The organism is Paenibacillus sp. J22P15 (assembly GCF_056269345.1).
In genome coordinates this window covers 111,251-131,366 of the sequence record NZ_JBWDNT010000012.1, presented here as the reverse complement: position 1 = coordinate 131,366, position 20,116 = coordinate 111,251, and the positions used below count along the sequence as shown (strand labels likewise).

The window sequence follows — 20,116 nt, the reverse complement described above, 5'->3', positions numbered from 1 at the left end:
TACTTCCGGAACATCAATCATCACAACCCCACTCAGATCTTGAAAGCTTTGTTGACATGTTATGCTTTACCAAGGAAAATTTCAGCTACCCGGTCAACAATCATATTAATGGCAATCGGACCATAATAGGCAATCCATATGTTTGAATCAACATCATAGACTTGATTGTTCTTCACAGCTTCAACACTTTTCCACGTTTCCGTCTTCTGAATTTCGTCCACTGCCGCCTTGAACATCTCATCTTTTACGAGGAAATAATGATTGGCGCCAACCTCCGGAAAAGCCTCTAATGCAATTTCATAAGCTGTATCCTTTTCCTTCAAGACCGATTCTGGGGCATTCAAACCTAAATCATTGTATAAAATAGCTCCTGTGCGGTGGATTGGTGTATGTATACGTATCCCCTCATCACGTGGACGCATTAATGCAACAGTCTGATCTCCGAGCTTGGCCTTTAGATCTGCCTTCAGCTTCGCTGTTTTCACGTTATAGGCTTCCAAGACAGCCGCCGCTTCTTCAGTTTTCCCTACGATTTTTCCAAAAGTATCTAACGTGACGCGCCAATCCTCATTAAATTCGAGCATGATCGTTGGAGCAATTTTGGACAAGCTCTCATACACTTCTTCTTGGAATTCAGTACAAATAATTAAATCGGGTTCCACCGCCATAATAGCTTCAAGGTTAGGCTCATCCCTTGTACCAAGCAATTTAACATCCTTTAGCTTATCCATCAAATAAGCCGGGAAGTCTGTTTTATCTGCCGCAGCTTTTACGCTGCCCGCTGGCTGCTCTTCTAAGGTTACCAATTGATCCACAAATTTTGTATCAAGCACCGCAATTTTAAGTGGACGCTGCTCCAGCGTTGTGTCGCCCTTCATATGTTTAATAACAACAGGATACGCCTGTTGCGCTGTTTGCGATACGTTTGTGTTTGTAGAATTTACATTGGATTCAGCTCCAGTTGGACTAGCCCCTCCCGTATTGTTTCCCGTGTTATTGCCTGCCGAACATGCACTCAACAATAAAATCAAGCTCAACATCAAGCTAACCGCTAAAACCGACCTCTTACTTCTATTCATCCGTATAACTCCCCCATCTAATTGTTGATAATGATTATCACAATCACTATCATACGAGAGAGAGTTATCTGCGACAATGGAATTTTGCGACATAGTTGATGAACTTATCCGACGATGCTTTCTGAAATAAAGAGGAGAAGCGCCAAAATGCTTCTTAAATGCTCGGCTAAAATAATAACTATCACCATAACCTACTGATTCTGCAATTGCTTTAAGCGGCATATTCGTATTCAAAAGCATAGTTTGCGCATGATCCATCCGAACCTGAATGAGATACTCCAAAGGCCCAATCTGAAGCTGCGCTTTAAATAATCGCTGTAGCTTTCTCTCGTTGCAATGAAGGGTACTCGCCAATTCTTGAAGACTAATGGTCTCAGCATAACGTTCCTCCATGAAGCGAATCGTTTGGCTGACGTAATCCGGCTGATCCTTAGCAGTACCCTCAGCGGCATGGAGCTGCTTCATAAGATCGTAAACCAGTTGGTGAAACAACGCTCTCACATGAAATCTTTCCAATTGAATATCGAGCATCCAGTGCGAATACATTTGCTCGATTCTCGTTAGGAGACCTAGCGGATATGCAGGGGCAAAACCGTATTGCATTTGAAAAGGACTATTGTCTCTATATACATTTAACAGTTCTTTACGAGCTGGTAAAACGAGAACTGCTTTGTAAAAAATAAAATAATAATCGAGTTTTTCATCAACTTGCACAATGTCAATTGTAGCGCCTTTTCCGGCATGGCACACATAAAAACGATTCACCACATGCTCCATTCCGTCGATGAGAATTTTTGCATCACCAGCAGCAGCGAATAGGAAGGCACTAGCTGGCAATCGGAACCCTTGCACGCTCTCACTCGATCGCAAAATAGACCGACGAACATCAAGCACCCTTATAGCAGCATGATTCCATAATGGCAAATGTTCCTTTAACGTCATCACGTTCACCTTCCATATCTATTTACAATTCCCACCATTTCTATTATATTAATAATCATTCTCATTATCAAAACATTCTAGCTCATACCATGGAATTTTTTTTGACAAGTATACCTCACTGGATAGGAATCCCACTTGCTGACTCTGGTTTACAAAAAAATACCCACACGCTGCGCACCTTTTTTCAAAGTGTCCAGTGTATGGGTACCCGTGTAATCATCTATCTACTTTTCTGTTGCAGGCTAGCATAGATAGGGGAGCTAATCTTCACCGTCTGCCTCCGTCACGGCAAGCGATACCACGCGAAAGGCTCTCCATACCGGAACGGGCGGCTAATCTTCTGCAGCTCCTCCTCTGTTTCTCCGGTTAGCTGCAAGGACACGCACTTTAAGTTCTCTTTGAGCTGCTCCACTTTTGTTGCCCCTACAATTACCGTCGATACGACGGGCTGATGCATGAGCCAAGATAAGGACAATACGCTTGGCGTGCAGTCCAATTGAGCAGCAAGTTTTCCTACACTTTCACCCAGCGCGATAGTTTTGCTATCAATAAATCTCTGGAAATTCGGATCTGTCTGAGCACGGGAGCCTTCTGGTGCCTGATCCGCTAAGCTATATTTACCAGACAAAATACCGCCCGCCAGCGGGAAGTACGGTATAATGCCAACCCCTTGGTCAAGGCACAGCGGGACGAGCTCCTGTTCAGGCGTTCGATCCGCTAATGAGTAGCTTACTTGCGTAGACACAAATCGGTTTAGTCCCAACCGATCACTGATGCCAAGCGCCTTCATCAGCTCCCAAGCGAAGTAATTAGAGGCCCCGATATAACGTACCTTGCCTGAGCGCACCATATCCTCAAGAGCACGCAGTGTTTCCTCAAGCGGTGTTTCTGGATCAAAAGTATGAATCTGATATAGATCAACATAGTCCGTTTTTAGACGCTTCAAGCTGTTCTCCAGTTCCGTTTGCAAGTGAAACCTGGACGAGCCACGCTCATTCACACCTGCTCCACGAACTAGCCCCGCTTTTGTAGCTATAACAACATTTTGACGCTGCCCTTCAAGCACCTGCCCAATTATTTTTTCGGACTCGCTTGCTGCATAAATATTAGCTGTATCAATAAAGTTGATTCCATTGTCTATCGCGCAATGAATGATTTGCTTCGATGCCTCGTAATCTGCACGTTTACCAAAGGCGTTGGTGCCTAAACCGAGCGCAGATACTTTAAGACCGCTATTGCCAAGACGACGGTATTGCATAATGCCCAGCTCCTTTTTCCATAGTTAAGCTTTTATTTATCTATTATAGCCTTGATTCCATTCCATTTCAGTATGGGAAGACAATAGATGCACAGTAGATATTTTGGGACCATATGTAAGAGAAATCTGGACAGCTCGTGCAATATGCTGATGCGTTTGGGAAAGTATTCGGCTTGCTACGTTGCAGTTTGTACAATAGAATCGGCCTGCATTTGCTTCTCTGACGCTTACATTGCAGTTTCTGCAGCAGAATCGCTCCATCGGCATCCAAAGTGAGAATTATGCCGGAATTCTATTGCATTTCTGCAATGTAGCTGCCTCTCCCATACTTCATGTAAGGTTTCTATTGTAGAAACTGCAGCGCCCCCACATTTTGAATTATGACCTAACGTACATATTCTGATATGATAAGAATTAACTTATTAATCGGAACAGACGTTCCGCTAGCCGAAAGGAATCCGATCAGATCATGAGTGTCCAGTTATCCCAGCGAGTCATTAAATTACTATGCGGCGATACCTTCTATGAACGTGGGGAAGCCTACTATAAAGATGGAAAAGTAACGCTTGCAGACTATGACAAGGTGGCAACAAGCTATAAAGCCATCGTACTGGGAAATAAGCGCTATGAGGTCACGATCGCTATTGATCGAGACGGAGACGTCGAAGCGGAATGCTCTTGCCTCGCTTTCAGCACCTATGATAAATATTGTCAGCATGTAGCTGCTGTTTTGCTGCAAATTCATCAATTGCAGAATGATTATGATAAACCTGCTCGTACCTATCCCTCCCTTCTTCATCCAGAGGATCAACCATACGATGACGATGAGGCGGATTTTGAAGAGGATGCAAAGCATCTTCAACCTAGGTTTGCGAAGCATGCTGGACTCGAAGCAACAGATACTCGGCTTGCTAACGGCATGTTAGGCTTATTCAACGGTCGTCCGATGCGAATGAGCGGCAATCGGTCGCTTTTTGACACGCGTACTCCGCTCGATATGGAGATTACTTGCAAGCTCTACCCGTACGGCTACCGTAAGCATATGTTCGGCATCGAGCTGAAGGTAGGGCCGAAACGATTATATATCGTACAGCATATACGAGAATTTCTTGAAAAGGTCGACCGACGGGAGCCTTTCGTTTTTTCGAAGCATTTTACATATGATCCGGTTATCCATAACTTTCAGTCCGAGAATGATGCGGTTATTGCGAAGCTTATTCAAATCTATCGAAACGAGTCAATGTTTCGTGAATCGCTGACGCGGTCTTTTCTGAGAGAAGCACCAGCAAGCGGTGACCGCATGCTGCTCGTGCCTCCTTCCTCTTGGGAGGAGATGCTTCCTCTGCTAACCGCTGCTCCATCCGCACAGCTGATCCATGGCAATCAAACGTTTGCAGGTATTGAGCTGAGCGACGAGGCGATCCCGCTTCATTTTGCATTCGATCAAGCGGCAAGCGACGGTTATCAATTGGACATTCAAGGCCTCGATCAAATCGTCACTATGGAGGATTATGAGCTGGTTGTTGCCAAAGGAAAGCTGCTGCGGCTGCAGACAGATTCCTGCATGCGCCTCGTGGAACTGAAAAAACTGCTCGACACCTCACGCAAACCCAAAATCCATATCGCTCCTGAGCAAATGGAGCCTTTCATGGAGAGAGTAATACCAGGATTAATGAAGCTGGGCAGTGTTGGCATCGCAGCGGCTATATCCGACCGCGTGCTGCAAACACAACTCAAAGCAAAGCTCTATCTGGATCGTGTAAGAGATCGTCTGGTCGCTGGACTTGAGTTCCAATATGGCGACATTGTTATAAACCCATTAGAGGGAAGCGAAAAATCACGCGGCTCTGACCGCATTCTTATGCGAGATGGTGAACAGGAGCGGCTCATACTAGAGCTGATGGAGGTTGTCCCCTTCGCCAAAACCGAAGGCGGTTATTTCATGGAAGATGAGGATTCAGAATTTGAGTTTCTGCACAACATCATCCCACAGCTTGAGAAGCTGCTAGCCGTATACGCTACCTCCGCCGTCAAGGTGCGAATCGTAACCAAACATGCACCGCCGAAAGTAACTGTTAATATAGATGAACGTACGGATTGGCTGGAATTTAAATTCGATATGGATGGCATTCCCGAATCTGAAATTCGCAACCTGCTGAAATCGCTTGAGGTGAAGCGTAAATATCACCGTCTGCCGGACGGCTCTTTGTTGCCGCTTGATGGCGCTGAGTTTCAAGAAATCATCCGATTCTTAAATGATGTTGGCCTGAGCCAAAGCGATGTTCTGGGATCCGAATTCCGTATTCCTACAGTCCGCGGCCTGCATCTCATTGATTCGCATGAGAAGAGCAATGCGATAAAGCTCGGCAAATCATTCCGCCGTCTATTAGAAAACATGCGTAACCCAGATAATTTAGATTTCCCTGTACCAACTAGTCTCGCGTCCGTACTTCGGGATTATCAGCAATACGGCTATCAATGGATGAAGACACTCGCTCACTATCATTTCGGCGGTATTCTTGCCGATGATATGGGACTAGGAAAAACCGTGCAGGGGATTGCGTTTATCGTCTCTGTACTTCCCGAGATTCGCAGGCGAGAGCAGCCAGCATTAATCGTTGCTCCCGCTTCTCTCGTATATAACTGGCTGAATGAGCTGAAGAAATTCGCCCCCGAGATTCGGGCCGTTATTGCAGACGGAAGCAAGTCGGAACGTAACGAAGTGCTGACAAGCGATACAACTGCGGATGTTATCATAACCTCCTATCCCTTGCTGCGCAGAGATATTGCGGATTATATGATGCAAAGCTTCCATACGCTTATTTTGGACGAAGCCCAATATTTCAAAAATCATACGACCCAAACTGCGCAAGCCGTTAAGGCTATTGATGCTGGATATCGCTTTGCTTTGACTGGTACACCGGTCGAAAACACATTGGAGGAGCTTTGGTCGATTTTTGGCGCCGTGTTCCCCGCGTTATTCCCTAGCAGACAAGCCTTTAATGAGCTGTCACGGGAAGCAGTTGCTAAGCGGATTCGTCCGTTTCTTCTGCGCAGGTTGAAGAACGATGTACTGAGGGAGCTCCCTGACAAAATCGAATCGATTCAGGCGTCCGAGCTGCTTCCTGAGCAGAAGCAGCTCTATGTAGGTTTCCTGGCTAAGCTCCAGCAGGAAACGGTGAAGCATTTGAATGAGGAAGGGTTCCAAAAAAATCGAATTCGAATTTTGGCAGGTATAACTCGGCTTCGCCAGCTCTGCTGCCATCCTGCATTATTCGTTGAAGACTACAAAGGCAGCTCCGCCAAATTCGAGCAGCTCCTTGAAATTATCGAGGAATGTCAGCGTGCGGGCAAACGCCTGCTCATCTTCTCACAATTTACCGAGATGCTCGGCCTAATAGCGAGAGAGCTGGGTTACCGCGGCATTACGCATTTCTATTTGGACGGACAAACGAAAGCCTCCGAACGCGTCGAGCTGTGTAATCGATTCAATGAGGGCGAGCGGGATCTCTTCCTGCTCTCGTTAAAAGCTGGAGGTACTGGACTAAACCTAACGGGAGCAGATACAGTAATTCTGTACGACCTTTGGTGGAATCCAGCCGTTGAGCAGCAAGCAGCAGATCGAGCACATCGCATTGGACAGAAAAACGTCGTGCAAGTTATTCGCCTCGTTACTCAGGGAACGGTAGAGGATAAAATGTATGCGCTCCAGGAAAAGAAGAAAAACTTGATCGACGAGGTCATCCAGCCAGGGCAAGAGGCGTTGTCTACTCTATCGGAGCAAGACATCAAAGAGATTCTAATGATCGAATAAATCAAACCTAGCAACCAATAAAACCCTCTGAACGGAATGCCGTTTAGAGGTTTTTTTTGCGGGCTATAATCCATTGAAGCTATCTATCATTAGGGGATATTTGTCTCCAATTGATACTAGCAGATTTTAATAGAGATAGGGATATTGACCAGTACGAACCTTCTATCTTGTACGTATACTTACATTACAAAGCTACTAAATCATTTAAGAGAAGGAGGTGTTCCCGTTAAGGCATTAGTATACAACATAGCCTTATGCTTATTTCGGAAAAGGAGTGCTGCTCTATTATGCAAAATGCTTCATAACTGAAAAGAGGTTAAAGTATGAATGATTTAATGATCATTATGACCGTTTCTGCCTTCTTGTTAACGATCGGCTTCATCTTCTGGCGACCGCATGTCAATGAAGCAATACCTGCAACGATCGGCGCTGCGATCGTTCTCCTCAGCGGAAGCGTCACGTTCGCTGATCTCGGCCAAATAACCGAAACGATAAGCGGCGCCGCAGTAACCATCATCGCAACCATCGTTATGGCGATTGTACTAGAGAGCTTCGGATTCTTCTACTGGGCGGCCGAGCTAATTACCAAAAAAGCCCGCGGCTCCGGTATTCGACTCTTTTGGCTAACGAATCTATTTTGCTTTCTCATGACACTCTTCGTAAATAATGATGGAAGCATCTTAATTACGACCCCGATTCTATTGCTCTTGCTGCAAAATATGGGGCTAAAAAATCATCAAAAAATACCTTATCTCATATCCGGCGCGTTGATCGCAACAGCATCCAGCGCTCCGATCGGCGTAAGCAACATCGTCAATTTAATTGCCTTAAAGATCGTCCATATGGATCTCTACATGCACTCCGCCATGATGTTCGTTCCTGCTTCGATCGGGCTTATCCTAATGGCGTTCCTTCTATTTGCCGTTTTCTATCGCACGCTTCCCAAAAAACTGCCGCCAGTTTCCAGATGGTCTCTCATGCCCGGAAGCCATCCACTAAAGCAAACCTTGCCTCAAGAAAACCGCAATCGTTTCATGCTCTATGTTCTTATCTTCGTATTCTGCGTTCGAATCAGCCTCTTTGTCGCATCCTATATCCACTTCCCTGTCTCTGCGATGGCCGTTATCGGATCTACTCTGCTTCTCGGCTGGCGTTGGTACTACTTGAAGGTTTCACCTGCCGATATGCTCAAAAAAACGCCTTGGTATATTTTAATATTTGCCTTTAGCATGTACGTCATTATTTATGGCCTTAATAACATCGGTCTAACGGACTGGCTGATTCATCTGATGCAGCCACTCGTCTCAGGAAGCCTGCTTCATGCCAGTGTCCTGATGGGCGGACTACTCAGCGTACTATCCAATCTATTCAACAACCATCCCGCTCTGATGGTAGGGACGATTACGCTTATGAATATGGGCCTCGATCCTCTGACGTTAAAGATCGCCTATCTTGCAAGTGTCATAGGCAGTGACATCGGTTCGCTCCTATTGCCAATCGGCACACTCGCCACGCTGATGTGGATGCATATTGTACGCAAGGGCGGAGTGCACATAAGTTGGGGCCAATATTTGAAGGTTACCACAGTCGTCATTCCGATTACTCTAATTGTGACGCTGATCCTTTTATCCTATTGGGTAACCTGGGTGTTCTGATCAGAAAAAAAAGAGGCCTTCATCAAAGAAGGTCTCTACCATTATCTTTTATACTCGAAATAATCCATATCCGCTCAATGGCACAACGGGATCGATATCCAACCTAAGGCCTTCTGATCGTCCATGGAATGCAACATCAACAAGCCATTGCGTAAAGCTGGCAACGTCCATCGACTCCAGCTCCTGCAACGTGTAGAATCCAGCAGCATCCACCTCTACGTTATCGGGAGTAGGCTCACCGCTTACGTATTCCAGCTCAAATGCGACGTATAGATTATGTATGCTCCTTGGCTGATCACGCAAAGCTACGACATTTTTGACGATCGCTTGCACGCCGCTCTCTTCCATAACTTCTCTTTCAATCGTGTCTTGAATGGCTTCAAGCTGCTCAATGTATCCGCCAGGATTCGTCCATTTGCCTTTTCCAGGCTCTTGCGCCCTTCGTACGAGCAGGATTTTGTCATCCTTAACGACCAGTGCTCCGACACCAATGCTATAATTGCCCCAATGAACAAAGCTGCAGCTCGTACATGCTCGTCTCATCGTCCCATCAACATCACGGGTTTCCAGTGCATGACCGCACGACATACAAAATTTCGCGTCCAAATATTTCACCTCTGTATCAAGCGTTTATATCCTTCGATTATACGAATTATTTCAGATTCTGCATAGATTGTACCTTATTAATATGAAGCAGTAATTTGAAAAAGAATACGTCGTGCAGGTATAATGCCCTTATGAGCTACTGCATAGGAGGACATTTATCATGCGTTTTGTAAGTAATAATGGCATCACGGACCCCTCTCTTAATTTGGCGTTAGAGGAATATATACTGCGTTCATTGCCAGATAACGACGACTACCTTCTCTTCTATATAAATGAGCCGTCCATCATCATTGGCAAAAACCAAAATACCGTTGAAGAAATCAATGCAGAATACGTTGAAAATAACAGATTGCACGTCGTTCGCAGACTTTCCGGAGGCGGAGCCGTATACCACGATCTTGGTAACTTGAATTTCAGCTTCATCATGAAGGATGACGGTAAGTCATTCCATAATTTCAAGAAGTTCACTGAGCCCGTTGTACGTGCGCTTCAAGCGATGGGCGTCGATGCAGAAATGACAGGCCGCAATGACCTACAGGTCGGCGAGCGAAAAATATCCGGTAATGCGCAGTTTTCAACGAAGGGTAAAATGTTCAGTCACGGTACGCTGCTATTCCATTCCGAGATTGAAAATGTTGTATCTGCACTTAAAGTCAATGCCGAGAAATATGTATCGAAATCAACCAAATCCATTCGCAGCCGTGTCGCGAATATTACAGAGTTTCTGCAGGAACCTATGACGATAGAGCAGTTCCGACAACGGCTGCTGCAGTCGATCTTCGAGCAGTTAGATGAGATCCCATTCTATGAGCTCTCTGAACAGGATTGGGACAATGTGCGTAAACTTGCAGACGAGCGATACCGAAGCTGGGAATGGAACTACGGCCGCTCACCCGCCTTTAATGTACAGCAGAAGAAGCGAATTGAAGGTGTCGGAACCTTCGATATTCGTCTGCAGGTAGAGGAAGGCGTTATCGTTGGCGCTGCTATTTATGGTGATTTTTTCGGCCGTGGTGATAGCAATGAGGTTGCTCTTCAGCTTATTGGTACTCGGTATGACGCTTCCGCATTGAATCAGCTGACAGATGGTATCGACCTGCCCTATTATTTTGGCCCAATAACGAATGAACAGTGGATGGAATTGCTTCTGTAAGCTTTCTGTGGAAGAGCCCCTAGCTGCATGCTTAGGGGCTCTTTACGCGTCCAAACTTGCTTGTGATCAATTTGTGTTATCCATTGAAGCGTTTATAAAGCTTATTGATTGCTGCCGACATTTTCTTTCTATCTTTCCCGTTGCTCTCCAAGCTTTCCTGTTCTGCTCTCTCAATCGCCAGCAAGGCTAAACTATAACCAACTATCGAAAGCGATGTTCCAACCTTAGCAAGATCATCAGACGTAATCTCTTTATTATCAGCCATCATTTTCTCCTTTCACTTCAAATTTCGGAGTAGCATTTATGTGATAAGTCAAATCATCGTGGTCTAAGGATTCAGAGCTCTTCCTTTTCATATTTCGCTTTCACGACAGCAAACAATCCAAATAAATCGCCAATGACTAAAATAACTGCAGCCCATATAGCAAGATCATCAGCCGATATTTCGGTCGTATCCGATTTTGTTCTTGTTTTTGGCATTCGGATTAAGCTCCTTGATTTCATGTGATGATAACAGCCTATGCCAAGGAAGCGCTTGGGGTTTGGGCGTATGCCGCTGTGTCCAGAAATAAAGCGCAAAAGCTGCTGCACAACGATGCGCTTGGTATCCATGTTCCGATTTAATTCAAGTAAAAAAAGACGGTTAAACAGAGTTACTCCCTGTTTGACCGTCTTCATTTTGCAAAGCAAACTTACAACATCATATGTGAACATACAGGCAGAGCCCATTGCCTAGCAAGCCTGTCCGCTCATAGCCATTTATTATTTTCTATCCTTAGCCGCGCTTCCGCTTTTAAATGCGGTACTTCCTTTAGTCATGTTAGCGCTTTTAGCATTTCCCGTATTGTTAACGTCCGTTTTTCCTTTTTCACCCTCAGCGCCTTTATTGCCTTGGTTTCTGCCGAATACTTTTTTCGCTAATTTCTTCTTTTCCCCAGCTTGCCAGCGATTCCAGCCCTTTTTGCCCGTTCCTCTGCCGGTTCCGCCCTTACCCTTTGTACTGCTCATATCATCACTCCATCATGTCTTCTATGCCGAGTTAACCTCATAAAATGCAGCAACAGCATCTATCAGAATCTTGTTCCTCGTTATCATTACTTATCAGTATACCATTAATCCTGCTCCTAGATTCTTACGAGAGCTTATTAATTTGAAATTCCGCTAAAAAAACAGGTCTCGATGATGATTCATCTTTAATATGCATGAACTTTATTGCTCATCATTTTCCATAGGATACTTTTATGACGCTCGGCCCTAAGTACAAATGCCTCCAGTGCAGCTAATGCTTCCCCAGCCTGCTCTAAATAGTATTCGTCGCCAAAAAGCGTATATAGTCTCATATAATCATTATATTCGTCCAGCCATTCATTGAAGTAAGAAGAGATCATACCCATCACTCCCTTAATTCGATTATAGAGCAAGAACATTAAAAATTTATGAAAAAAAAGGAAAAAAGTATAAGGTAATTCTAGCAAACTTTTTCCTCATTGTATATTTTAAAATTTCAGAATATTCCCAAAAATGTTTACTCAGAATTAACAATGGACTGTTATGATGAGAGGAATCTTACCGAACAGGGAGGAACACTTCATGGAAATGATTATAATCACCATCATTATCCTATTCATCGCCTTATCCATCATCCATGCAGTCACCTCACCCCGGAATCAAAGGAGGAGCGGTCGGTACAGCGGCGGCACCCACTTCGACTCCTCCACTTCTGATGACTCCAGCTCTGGCAGCAGCGATTCGAGCTGCGGTGGCGGCGGCGATTAAGTAATTAACGATCTAAACTTCCTCTTTCTACTATTAAATAGCAAATAACGTTATATTTAAATAGAAACTTCTTAAACGATTGTTTCTAGTTTTATTGCATCTGCTTATTGACCCGAGAACAGGTTACTAGGTATTATGAATTTGCTGACGACGTGATGCCTCTTTCTGACATCCTGCTTCAGGATATTTATAATTTCTTATCTTGTGAAGACCATCATTCATAATCATTGGGGGTTTAAAAGATGACATTAATCGATCAAAACGCAGTTGTTTTATTTCAAGGAGACAGCATTACCGATGCAGGCCGTAACCGAAATGACGGGGCTAACCTCGGATCGGGTTATGCAAACCTTGTAACGGCTTTGTTTACGAGTAAATATCCAGAGAAGCGAGCAACGTTTCTGAACCGCGGAATATCTGGCGACCGTGTCGTCGATCTAGAACGGAGATGGGAAGAGGATTGCCTTGATTTGAAACCGAATTGGCTGTCAGTCTACATAGGAATTAATGACACTTGGCGCCGCTATGACAGCAATAATCCACTCAGCACCGAGGAATACTATACGACATACCGCCGTTTACTAAGCAAAGCAAAAGAGCAGTTGAATGCAAAGCTTATTATAGTCGAGCCTTTCGTGCTGCCCGTTAATGATAGTCAGAAGCAATGGCGTGAAGATCTTGATCCAAAAATTCAAGCTGTACGTGAGCTGGCTAGCGAATTCAAAGCTCTTTATGTTCCGCTCGATGGCTTATTCGCGCAGGCCGCTACTCAGACAGGCCCTGCTTATTGGGCTCCCGATGGCGTTCACCCATCACCTGCTGGCTCTGCGCTCATCGCTGAAGCTTGGCTGCAAGCTGTAAAGGGATAAAAATCACAATTTTCACTCCTATAACTAGAGGGGCAGGCCGCATATGCGACCTGCCCCTCTAGCTTCTTCTATTCCCTTATTCGTCAGCTGGGTAACGAAGGCCCCACTGCTTCCTAATCGTATCAAGCGTGTTCATTGCTGCTTCAGTCTCGAATACATACCCATCGAATTTCCGAGCATCTACGAACGATATTACGCCCCCCATATTCGAGGCATCCACATAGGCTCTTTGCCTAACTCCGCCCAAATATAGTTGAGCAGAAGCTTGGATTTGAGTTCTACGCTGTCTGGGTCATCCCATAGGTTGCGCAGCTCTTTAGGGTCCTCCTGCAGGTCAAACAACTCACCGTATTCTTGATTATAATAAACTGTAATTTTGTACCGCTTGTCCACAAATGTCTTCAAATGAATCGCAGTTGGTTCATGGTGATTTTCACAAATGATATGATCTCTGGCCTGCTGCTTTATTCCTTTCCACACATCACTTTGATCAACACCTGTCATCGTTCTCGGTATAGTCAGTCCTGCGAGTCCAAGAAACGTCGGGGAATAATCGACTAAGGATTGCAGGGCTTCCGATACGATTCCTTGCTCCGGCTGTCCAGGATACCGAACGATCATCGGCACTCTAATCAAGTCCTCATAATGGAATGGCCCTTTCTCTACGAGTCCGTGATGTCCGAAAGCATGTCCGTGATCGGATGTAAATACAACAACCGTGTCGTCTGCCAGTCCAAGCTCTTCCAGTTTATCTAGAATAACACCGATATATTTATCCATTAAACTGATCATTCCGTAGTAAACGGCAACATCCTTCTTAAGCTTCAGCTCCTCCCGCAAGTGAGAATGCATTCCGTGTATACCATAGCCCGACTCTTTATACGCTGAAAAATCAGGGTTCGGCTGCTGCGTAAGCTTGTAGTGCGGTGGATTGTTATCATGTTCGCCCGGGGTAACCGATTCGAGCGTTATCCGATCAGGGTCATACATCGTATCCCAAGGCTCTGGTGCCAAGTAAGGAGGATGCGGATCAAAAAAGCTGGACCATATAAAAAATGATTCCTGATTTTTCGCATACTGCTCCAGCAACGCGTTCGTCCGCTCGGCAATCCAAGTGTCATAATGATATTTCTCAGGAATTTTCCACTTGTGAATTTCTTTTGGATCCATTGTACCGGCAGGCTTTAAAAAATAATCCTGCCAATTATGGCACCCCTTCTCCTCCAACCATACCCCGTAATGCTGACCGGCATGGCCTTCGTTGGTGTGGTTTCTTGCCAGCTCAATATGCTCAAAACCATAAAATGGGCCATTAAAATTTTTCCAATACGCCAAGTTCTGCAATATCGGATAAGATTCAAGCGAAGTGTATTGTTCCGTCGACTTTAAGGGCTGAAAATGCGCTTTGCCTACTAAAGCCGTCCTATATCCCGCATCCATAAAATCTTCACCTACCGTGTGACTGTCCTCTGGCAGCTTCGTCCCAAGAGTCCAAGCACCATGTTGACTTGGGTATTGTCCGGTAATGATGGAAGAACGGGTAGGCGTACAAGTTGGATTCGGACAATATGCTCTGCTGAAGGTCGTTCCTTGCTGCGCCAGACGATCTAAATTTGGTGTAGATATCTCTGGATTAGCAGCACCGAGCGTGTACCAATGCTGTTGATCACTCGTAATAAGCAATATATTTTTTCTTTGCACGACACGCCTCCTGCTACTTATTCAACTTCTCATAAGCTTCCGTATATTCCGAGATTACTCGGTCGCCGCCGTTGCTGCGCCATTGTTTAATCGCCTTGTTCCATCCAGCTTCATCTAACTGTATATTTTACTGTTTGCTGCCAGCGCACCATCTTAAAGCATGCTCAATCGTATCCTGATATTGTTGCTCCTGCAGCACAGATAGGAGATGCCCGGGCGTTAGCACGCAGACCCGGCCCTCACCCTGCTCCCGTACCCAGCCTGCTGGCTGTGTACCGTGCTCTGATACTGAGGTCATAAATACTTGAACACGATCTTCAATAACCTCTACAAAATAATGCTCGTCATGAACGGAAAAGCCTCGAGAATCCGCATTATCCCACGGTATTGTATTCGAATAAACGATTGAAACGGAACATGCCTTCGGATGCTGCTGAAATACACCGCCTACAAGATTGAAGAAAACAGGCTCGTTGCGGTAGCCTACCGTCCCGGCATGAAGCACGAGCAATCCGTTTCCTTGCTCAACATAGTGTTGAAACTGCTGTTGAACTTCTTCTGTAAGCCATGGCGTTTTATCTGATGCTGAAACTTGATTTGATTTCGCAAGCACAACAACATCCTGCTTATCCATCCATTCACGTGACCAGTCTGATGCATGCTGAATATAATCTAGCTGAAAATCTTTTCTGCCGAGCTGCTCCAAACCTTCCATTATGAGCTTACTCGGATGCCAGTAATCATCGCAAATAATGCCGATTCGCATCGTTTTCACCCTCTCGCTTCTATCTTAGCATTTCTACTATAGAAATTGCTGTAAATTGCGGAAGCTGATGGCTAAACTCTCAAATGGATCACGTCTGCAAACATCCTGCTCGACCACATACCACTCCACTCCAATTTCCCTGCATGCTTCAATAATAGCTTGGAAATTCAAGTTGCCTTCGCCGATTTCTGCGAACACCTGCTTATACTCTACAATCTCCAAATCCTTAAGATGAACTACCCCCATACGGCCCTTCACCTGACGAATTGCATCAACTGGATTTACTCCGCCTACATGCACCCAGTAAGTATCGAGCTCGAAGCCAACCGCAGACGGATCACTTTCTTGCTGCAAAATATCCATTCCCGTTCTGCCTTCAAACTTCTGGTACTCAAACTGGTGATTATGATAAATAAACTGCAAATCATGCTCCTTCAGCTTTCTTCCGATTTCAGTGGCTTGCTGTGCAAAGGCAGAGTATCCTTCCGCGCTCGTCCGATATTCATCCGGAATAGATCCTAATCCGACATAAGAGCAATTCCACAACTTATGCTTCTGTACCGTATTATCAAAGTCATTAACTATAGAATCAAGGCTAACATGTGTTGCACAAATGCGCAGTCCCTCTGCATCTGCTAATTCCTTTACTCTCTCTGGAGAAATAGGGCCGATTCCTGAAACCTGAACCGCTTGATAACCGATTTCCCTTACCTTGCGCAGCGTCTGCTCCAAGTCAGCTTCTGTCTGGCAATAGTCCCGCAAAGTGTATAGCTGTACTGCAATGTTGGATAAATTCATATCTCCGCCGCCTTTATTCTATAATTGGATTAATATAAATTGTCATGGGTTAATTGTATCACTATTAATGAAAGCGCTACTTTACTGAGGTTAACCTAGATAAGCCGTCAATTGATTATAATTGACCAAAAACAAGCGCAATAGGAGTCCTGCACTTTTCGTGCATGGCAACTCCTATTGCGCTTAGTAGTTTATTCGCTTAGCCTTCGATCATCTTCTTGTATGCATCCATCTGACTCTGCAGCTCAGCAAGCACCTTGTCGTAGCCTGCTGTTTTTAGCTTGCTGCGGAATTCCTCTACCGCTTTAGCCGGATCACCTGCCTTACCATACGTAATCGCAGGTCCCATCTCACCTGAGACTTGCGTGATCGCGGTTAGCTCAGCTTCCACAGGTGTTTTATCGAATACGAATTGTCCATAAGGGTAAGGCTTTTTGATTTTGTCATATTCCGCATACAACGTTTCTTCTAGCTGATCCCATGTCGTCACGCTCGGAATTTCAAATTTATCGACACGTCCACCCCAGAAATCGGCATAGAAAGAATCTTTGGTTTCGTCATATCCTTCCGGCAGCTGGCGTTTGCCATCTTTAACTTCGTACTGAACGCCTTCAATGCCGTAGTTAATGAGATGATAAATTTGCTCATCGTTACGAATTAAATCATAAGCCATTAGAGCGCGTTCTGGGTTTTTGCTGTGCGCCCCAAGCGATGTTCCACCGTGCGTGATGGAAAGCTCAGTGAGATTATTGCCTCCTGTACGAGCAAATGGGAACATTTGCAGCTCGGAGCCCGGCTGATCCTTATCCATATTGACGCGCAGTCCGCCAAAGGTTTGTGTATGATGCTGATCAAGTCCCGACAATCCAGCACGCAATGCGGAGCGGTTATCGTTCTTGTTGTTAAGCACATCCTCGCGCCAGTAGCCTTTATCCGCCCATTCCTTCATTAAAGTTGCGAAATTAAGGAATGTATCTTCGAATACAGGGCTCACTACCGTATATTTCTCCTCAAATGATTTGGTCGTATACACTGGCAAATAGCCCGTAGAGATCGGAAGCTCTAATTGATCCGTGTAGGACGCTGCATACCCGCCCCATGTGCTTGTTGCTGCAACAGCATCCCAAGGTATGACGCCTTCTTTATTATCTTTGATATATTGCAGGTATTTGCCAATGCCTTCCCAATCCTTAATCGGATCAGTAATTCCCGCTTCCTTCGCCCAATCGCCACGGTAGTAGAAGCCATGGTTAACCCACTGCGTATAATCGTTTTCTGGAATCAGAACGATCTTTCCTTCATATTTGCTCTCTGCCCAGTCCTCTTCCGGAACGGCATCCCAAGTCTGAGGCGCATACTCTGGAAGTAAATCATCCAAATTCATAAATGCGCCGCGCTGCGCATTGCCCCATGTATCAAGCCAGTCTGTACCAATCGTTATTAAATCCACCGCTTCGCCGGATGCCAGCAGCAGGTTGTACTTCGTTTGCCAATCCGCCCACTCTACCCATTTCCACTCCAACTCGGCGTTAATTTTTTCCTTCATCAGCTTATTAACCTCTGCGAGCACCTTCTCAAACTGACCGTTTTTTGGTTTATCGCCAAGTACAACGTAACTGATCTTCACGAACTTGGAAGTATCCGCTCCGCTAGTACTACTTTCCTTTTTATCCTCTTTGTTGCCAGAACAGGCTGCAAGGCTGATGATCATTATAACCGCGATTAGCAGAGCGGAAATCCTCTTGAAGTTAGTCATCTCACTTCTCCCCTTTGTTTTCATAATTCGGGCAAAGCCCGCTATGTGAAGAGGCCAGATATCGGCCTGCGGCACATCAGCCTTTTACAGCACCAACTGTAATTCCTTTAATGAAATACCGTTGTACAAATGGGTAGAAAAGGATAACCGGACCCGTCGCCACTACAGCAGTAGCCATCTTCATCGACTCCAAAGGCATATCACGAAGCTGCACATTAGAGGCTGCAGACGAATTTCGGATAAAATCAGCGCTGGTCACAACGTTATACAAGAACAGCTGAAGTGGACGATACTTCATATCCGGCGAAAGAAACAGCATGGAGTTATACCACTCATTCCAGTAGCCGAGCGCGATAAACAGACCAATGGTAGCTAGAGCTGGCGTAGTCATCGGCAGAATCAGCTTTAAAAAAATCGTAAAATCGCCGGCTCCATCGATTTTGGCCGATTCGGTAATTGCATGCGGGATGGATCGTACGAAGCTTTTCATCATGATAATGAGAAAAGGACTGAGCAGACCCGGAAGAAGGATCGCCAGATAATTGTCCTTCAGCGTCAAATACTGCGTCATCAGTAAGTAGAACGGCACAAGTCCACCGGAAAACAGCGTCGTAAAATAAATGAAGAACGATATCCCATTACGATAGCCGAAGTCTGGACGCTGAAGCGCGTAGCCCGTCATTGCTACGAGGAAGAGACCAAAGGCCGTCCCCACAATAGTGATCCCCATCGTGACAAGATAGGAGCCAATAATCAGATCAGGATTTTCAAATACGATCTTGTAGGCAAATGTACTAAAATCGCGCGGCCACAGGTTAAAGCCATATTTCTTGATCGTACCCTCCGCTGTCAGCGAGGTGCCGAGTACGAGCAGGAAAGGCAATAAGCAGCACAGGGAAAATACTGAAATAAAGAGATATCCGAAACCTTTCACGATGATTCCGCTTATGTCTGTTCGAATGCTGCTTGATTCTCCCTTATTTTCCAAATTCGACACCTCCTAAAATAACGAGTTTTCGGGCGAAGCTTTCTTCACAAGCCAGTTCGCAGTCAAGACGACAACAAAACCAAATACCGACTGATACAGGCTTACAGCACTGCCTATCGAGAAGTTAAAGTTCGTCATAAGGGAGCGAAACACATAGGTTTCGATAATGTCGGTCGTCGGATAGAGGGCCGTATTGTTAGCGCCTACTAGGTTGAAGAACAGACCGAAATTCCCTTTGAGAATGCCGCCGAGCGAGAACAGCATCAAGATGATGAAGGTTGGCTTCAGCCAAGGAAGCACGATGTATATAATGCGTTGGAAGGCATTGGCACCATCAATTTCTGATGCCTCGATAATCTCATTATCCAGACCCATGATCGCTGCAAAATAAATGATGGAACCGTACCCGGTTGACTGCCATAGGTAAGTTAGGACGATAATAATCGGCCATATTTTCGGATCAGAATACGTCTTGACGGGCTCCATGCCCAGCGACTCGAGCAAGCTGTTCAGCAAGCCGTAGTCGTAGCTCAAAATATTGTAGGCAATAAGACCGATCAGAACGGCGGATATAAAATGAGGCAGAAACATGAGCGTTTGTGTTATTTTCTTGAACCATTTCTTACGAATCTCATTTAGCAGAATGGCTACAAAAATTTGCATTACATTTCCCAACACGATAAATACCAGATTGTAAGCAACCGTATTGAACGATAGACGCCATAGGTCGCCATTCATAACGAGAAATCGGAAGTTATCAAACGCAACAAAAGGGCTTCTGAAGATGCCATCGGAGTAATTGTAGTTAATAAAAGCGAGATACAAGCCGGGCATCGGCAAGTATGCAAAAATGATAAAGAAGGCAATGGCCGGCAAGCACATAAGGAGAAGCGTTTTGTTGTTCCAAAATCGTCTGAGCTTGCTGCTGTTCATTTGCTGCCGCTTAGTTTGCGCC

The 20,116-nt window shown here is 45.2% G+C and carries 18 protein-coding genes and 1 pseudogene; 5 read left to right on the top strand and 14 right to left on the bottom strand.

The window, feature by feature from the left end; all coding sequences use genetic code 11:
* Window positions 1-59: 59 nt before the first annotated feature.
* Entirely contained in the window at window positions 60-2,021 is a 1,962-nt protein-coding gene (locus tag AC0YN6_RS21465; RefSeq protein ID WP_475749345.1) for an ABC transporter substrate-binding protein, read from the bottom strand.
* A 283-nt stretch (window positions 2,022-2,304) separates the two neighbouring features.
* Window positions 2,305-3,279, bottom strand: a complete 975-nt coding sequence (locus tag AC0YN6_RS21460) for an aldo/keto reductase (protein WP_475749343.1) — start codon at window positions 3,277-3,279, stop codon at window positions 2,305-2,307.
* A 469-nt stretch (window positions 3,280-3,748) separates the two neighbouring features.
* Here AC0YN6_RS21460 and AC0YN6_RS21455 point away from each other — a divergent pair, with 469 nt between their 5' ends.
* Together AC0YN6_RS21455 and AC0YN6_RS21450 are read left to right on the top strand one after the other, a co-directional pair.
* Window positions 3,749-7,093 carry a DEAD/DEAH box helicase gene (locus AC0YN6_RS21455; protein WP_475749342.1) on the top strand — a complete coding sequence of 1,115 codons (3,345 nt, stop codon included), beginning with the start codon at window positions 3,749-3,751 and terminating at the stop codon, window positions 7,091-7,093.
* A 323-nt stretch (window positions 7,094-7,416) separates the two neighbouring features.
* The gene (locus tag AC0YN6_RS21450; RefSeq protein ID WP_475749341.1) at window positions 7,417-8,748 is read left to right on the top strand and encodes an arsenic transporter; all 1,332 of its coding nucleotides are present in this window, start codon (window positions 7,417-7,419) and stop codon (window positions 8,746-8,748) included.
* A gap of 48 nt (window positions 8,749-8,796) precedes the next feature.
* Here the strand turns inward: AC0YN6_RS21450 and AC0YN6_RS21445 are convergent, their stop codons facing one another.
* On the bottom strand, window positions 8,797-9,354 hold the full coding sequence (locus AC0YN6_RS21445; protein WP_475749340.1) for an NUDIX domain-containing protein: 558 nt from the start codon (window positions 9,352-9,354) through the stop codon (window positions 8,797-8,799).
* A 160-nt stretch (window positions 9,355-9,514) separates the two neighbouring features.
* Between AC0YN6_RS21445 and AC0YN6_RS21440 the strand changes: the two genes are divergently transcribed.
* Window positions 9,515-10,507, top strand: coding sequence for a lipoate--protein ligase (locus AC0YN6_RS21440; protein WP_475749339.1), 993 nt, complete (start codon window positions 9,515-9,517; stop codon window positions 10,505-10,507).
* Between the two features lie 76 nt (window positions 10,508-10,583).
* Here the strand turns inward: AC0YN6_RS21440 and AC0YN6_RS21435 are convergent, their stop codons facing one another.
* From AC0YN6_RS21435 to AC0YN6_RS21420, 4 genes and pseudogenes are all read right to left on the bottom strand, one after another.
* A complete protein-coding gene (locus AC0YN6_RS21435; RefSeq protein WP_475749337.1) occupies window positions 10,584-10,775 on the bottom strand; it encodes a hypothetical protein in 192 nt (63 codons plus the stop codon).
* Window positions 10,776-10,843: 68 nt separating this feature from the next.
* Window positions 10,844-10,987 (bottom strand): hypothetical protein, encoded by a 144-nt coding sequence (locus AC0YN6_RS21430; RefSeq protein ID WP_475749336.1) that lies wholly within the window; start codon window positions 10,985-10,987, stop codon window positions 10,844-10,846.
* A gap of 434 nt (window positions 10,988-11,421) precedes the next feature.
* Window positions 11,422-11,515 (bottom strand): annotated as a pseudogene (locus AC0YN6_RS21425) (DUF3934 family protein); the annotation flags it as partial.
* 185 nt (window positions 11,516-11,700) lie between these two features.
* Complete coding sequence (locus AC0YN6_RS21420; RefSeq protein ID WP_475749335.1) at window positions 11,701-11,895, bottom strand: hypothetical protein; 195 nt, start codon at window positions 11,893-11,895, stop codon at window positions 11,701-11,703.
* Between the two features lie 208 nt (window positions 11,896-12,103).
* Here AC0YN6_RS21420 and AC0YN6_RS21415 point away from each other — a divergent pair, with 208 nt between their 5' ends.
* Window positions 12,104-12,283, top strand: coding sequence for a hypothetical protein (locus tag AC0YN6_RS21415; protein WP_475749334.1), 180 nt, complete (start codon window positions 12,104-12,106; stop codon window positions 12,281-12,283).
* Between the two features lie 242 nt (window positions 12,284-12,525).
* Complete coding sequence (locus AC0YN6_RS21410) at window positions 12,526-13,152, top strand: SGNH/GDSL hydrolase family protein (RefSeq protein ID WP_475749333.1); 627 nt, start codon at window positions 12,526-12,528, stop codon at window positions 13,150-13,152.
* Between the two features lie 76 nt (window positions 13,153-13,228).
* Here the strand turns inward: AC0YN6_RS21410 and AC0YN6_RS21405 are convergent, their stop codons facing one another.
* From AC0YN6_RS21405 to AC0YN6_RS21375, 7 genes are all read right to left on the bottom strand, one after another.
* Complete coding sequence (locus tag AC0YN6_RS21405; protein WP_475749331.1) at window positions 13,229-13,357, bottom strand: hypothetical protein; 129 nt, start codon at window positions 13,355-13,357, stop codon at window positions 13,229-13,231.
* Window positions 13,345-14,853 carry a sulfatase family protein gene (locus tag AC0YN6_RS21400; protein ID WP_475749330.1) on the bottom strand — a complete coding sequence of 503 codons (1,509 nt, stop codon included), beginning with the start codon at window positions 14,851-14,853 and terminating at the stop codon, window positions 13,345-13,347. The genes AC0YN6_RS21405 and AC0YN6_RS21400 overlap by 13 nt, the downstream gene beginning before the upstream one ends.
* 127 nt (window positions 14,854-14,980) lie before the next feature.
* The gene (locus tag AC0YN6_RS21395; protein WP_475749379.1) at window positions 14,981-15,619 is read right to left on the bottom strand and encodes a ThuA domain-containing protein; all 639 of its coding nucleotides are present in this window, start codon (window positions 15,617-15,619) and stop codon (window positions 14,981-14,983) included.
* 36 nt (window positions 15,620-15,655) lie between these two features.
* Window positions 15,656-16,417, bottom strand: coding sequence for a sugar phosphate isomerase/epimerase family protein (locus AC0YN6_RS21390; RefSeq protein WP_475749329.1), 762 nt, complete (start codon window positions 16,415-16,417; stop codon window positions 15,656-15,658).
* 199 nt (window positions 16,418-16,616) lie between these two features.
* Complete coding sequence (locus AC0YN6_RS21385) at window positions 16,617-18,173, bottom strand: ABC transporter substrate-binding protein (protein ID WP_475749327.1); 1,557 nt, start codon at window positions 18,171-18,173, stop codon at window positions 16,617-16,619.
* Window positions 18,174-18,249: 76 nt separating this feature from the next.
* The gene (locus AC0YN6_RS21380; protein WP_475749326.1) at window positions 18,250-19,161 is read right to left on the bottom strand and encodes a carbohydrate ABC transporter permease; all 912 of its coding nucleotides are present in this window, start codon (window positions 19,159-19,161) and stop codon (window positions 18,250-18,252) included.
* A 12-nt stretch (window positions 19,162-19,173) separates the two neighbouring features.
* Window positions 19,174-20,094 (bottom strand): ABC transporter permease, encoded by a 921-nt coding sequence (locus AC0YN6_RS21375; protein WP_475749378.1) that lies wholly within the window; start codon window positions 20,092-20,094, stop codon window positions 19,174-19,176.
* Window positions 20,095-20,116: the final 22 nt, after the last annotated feature.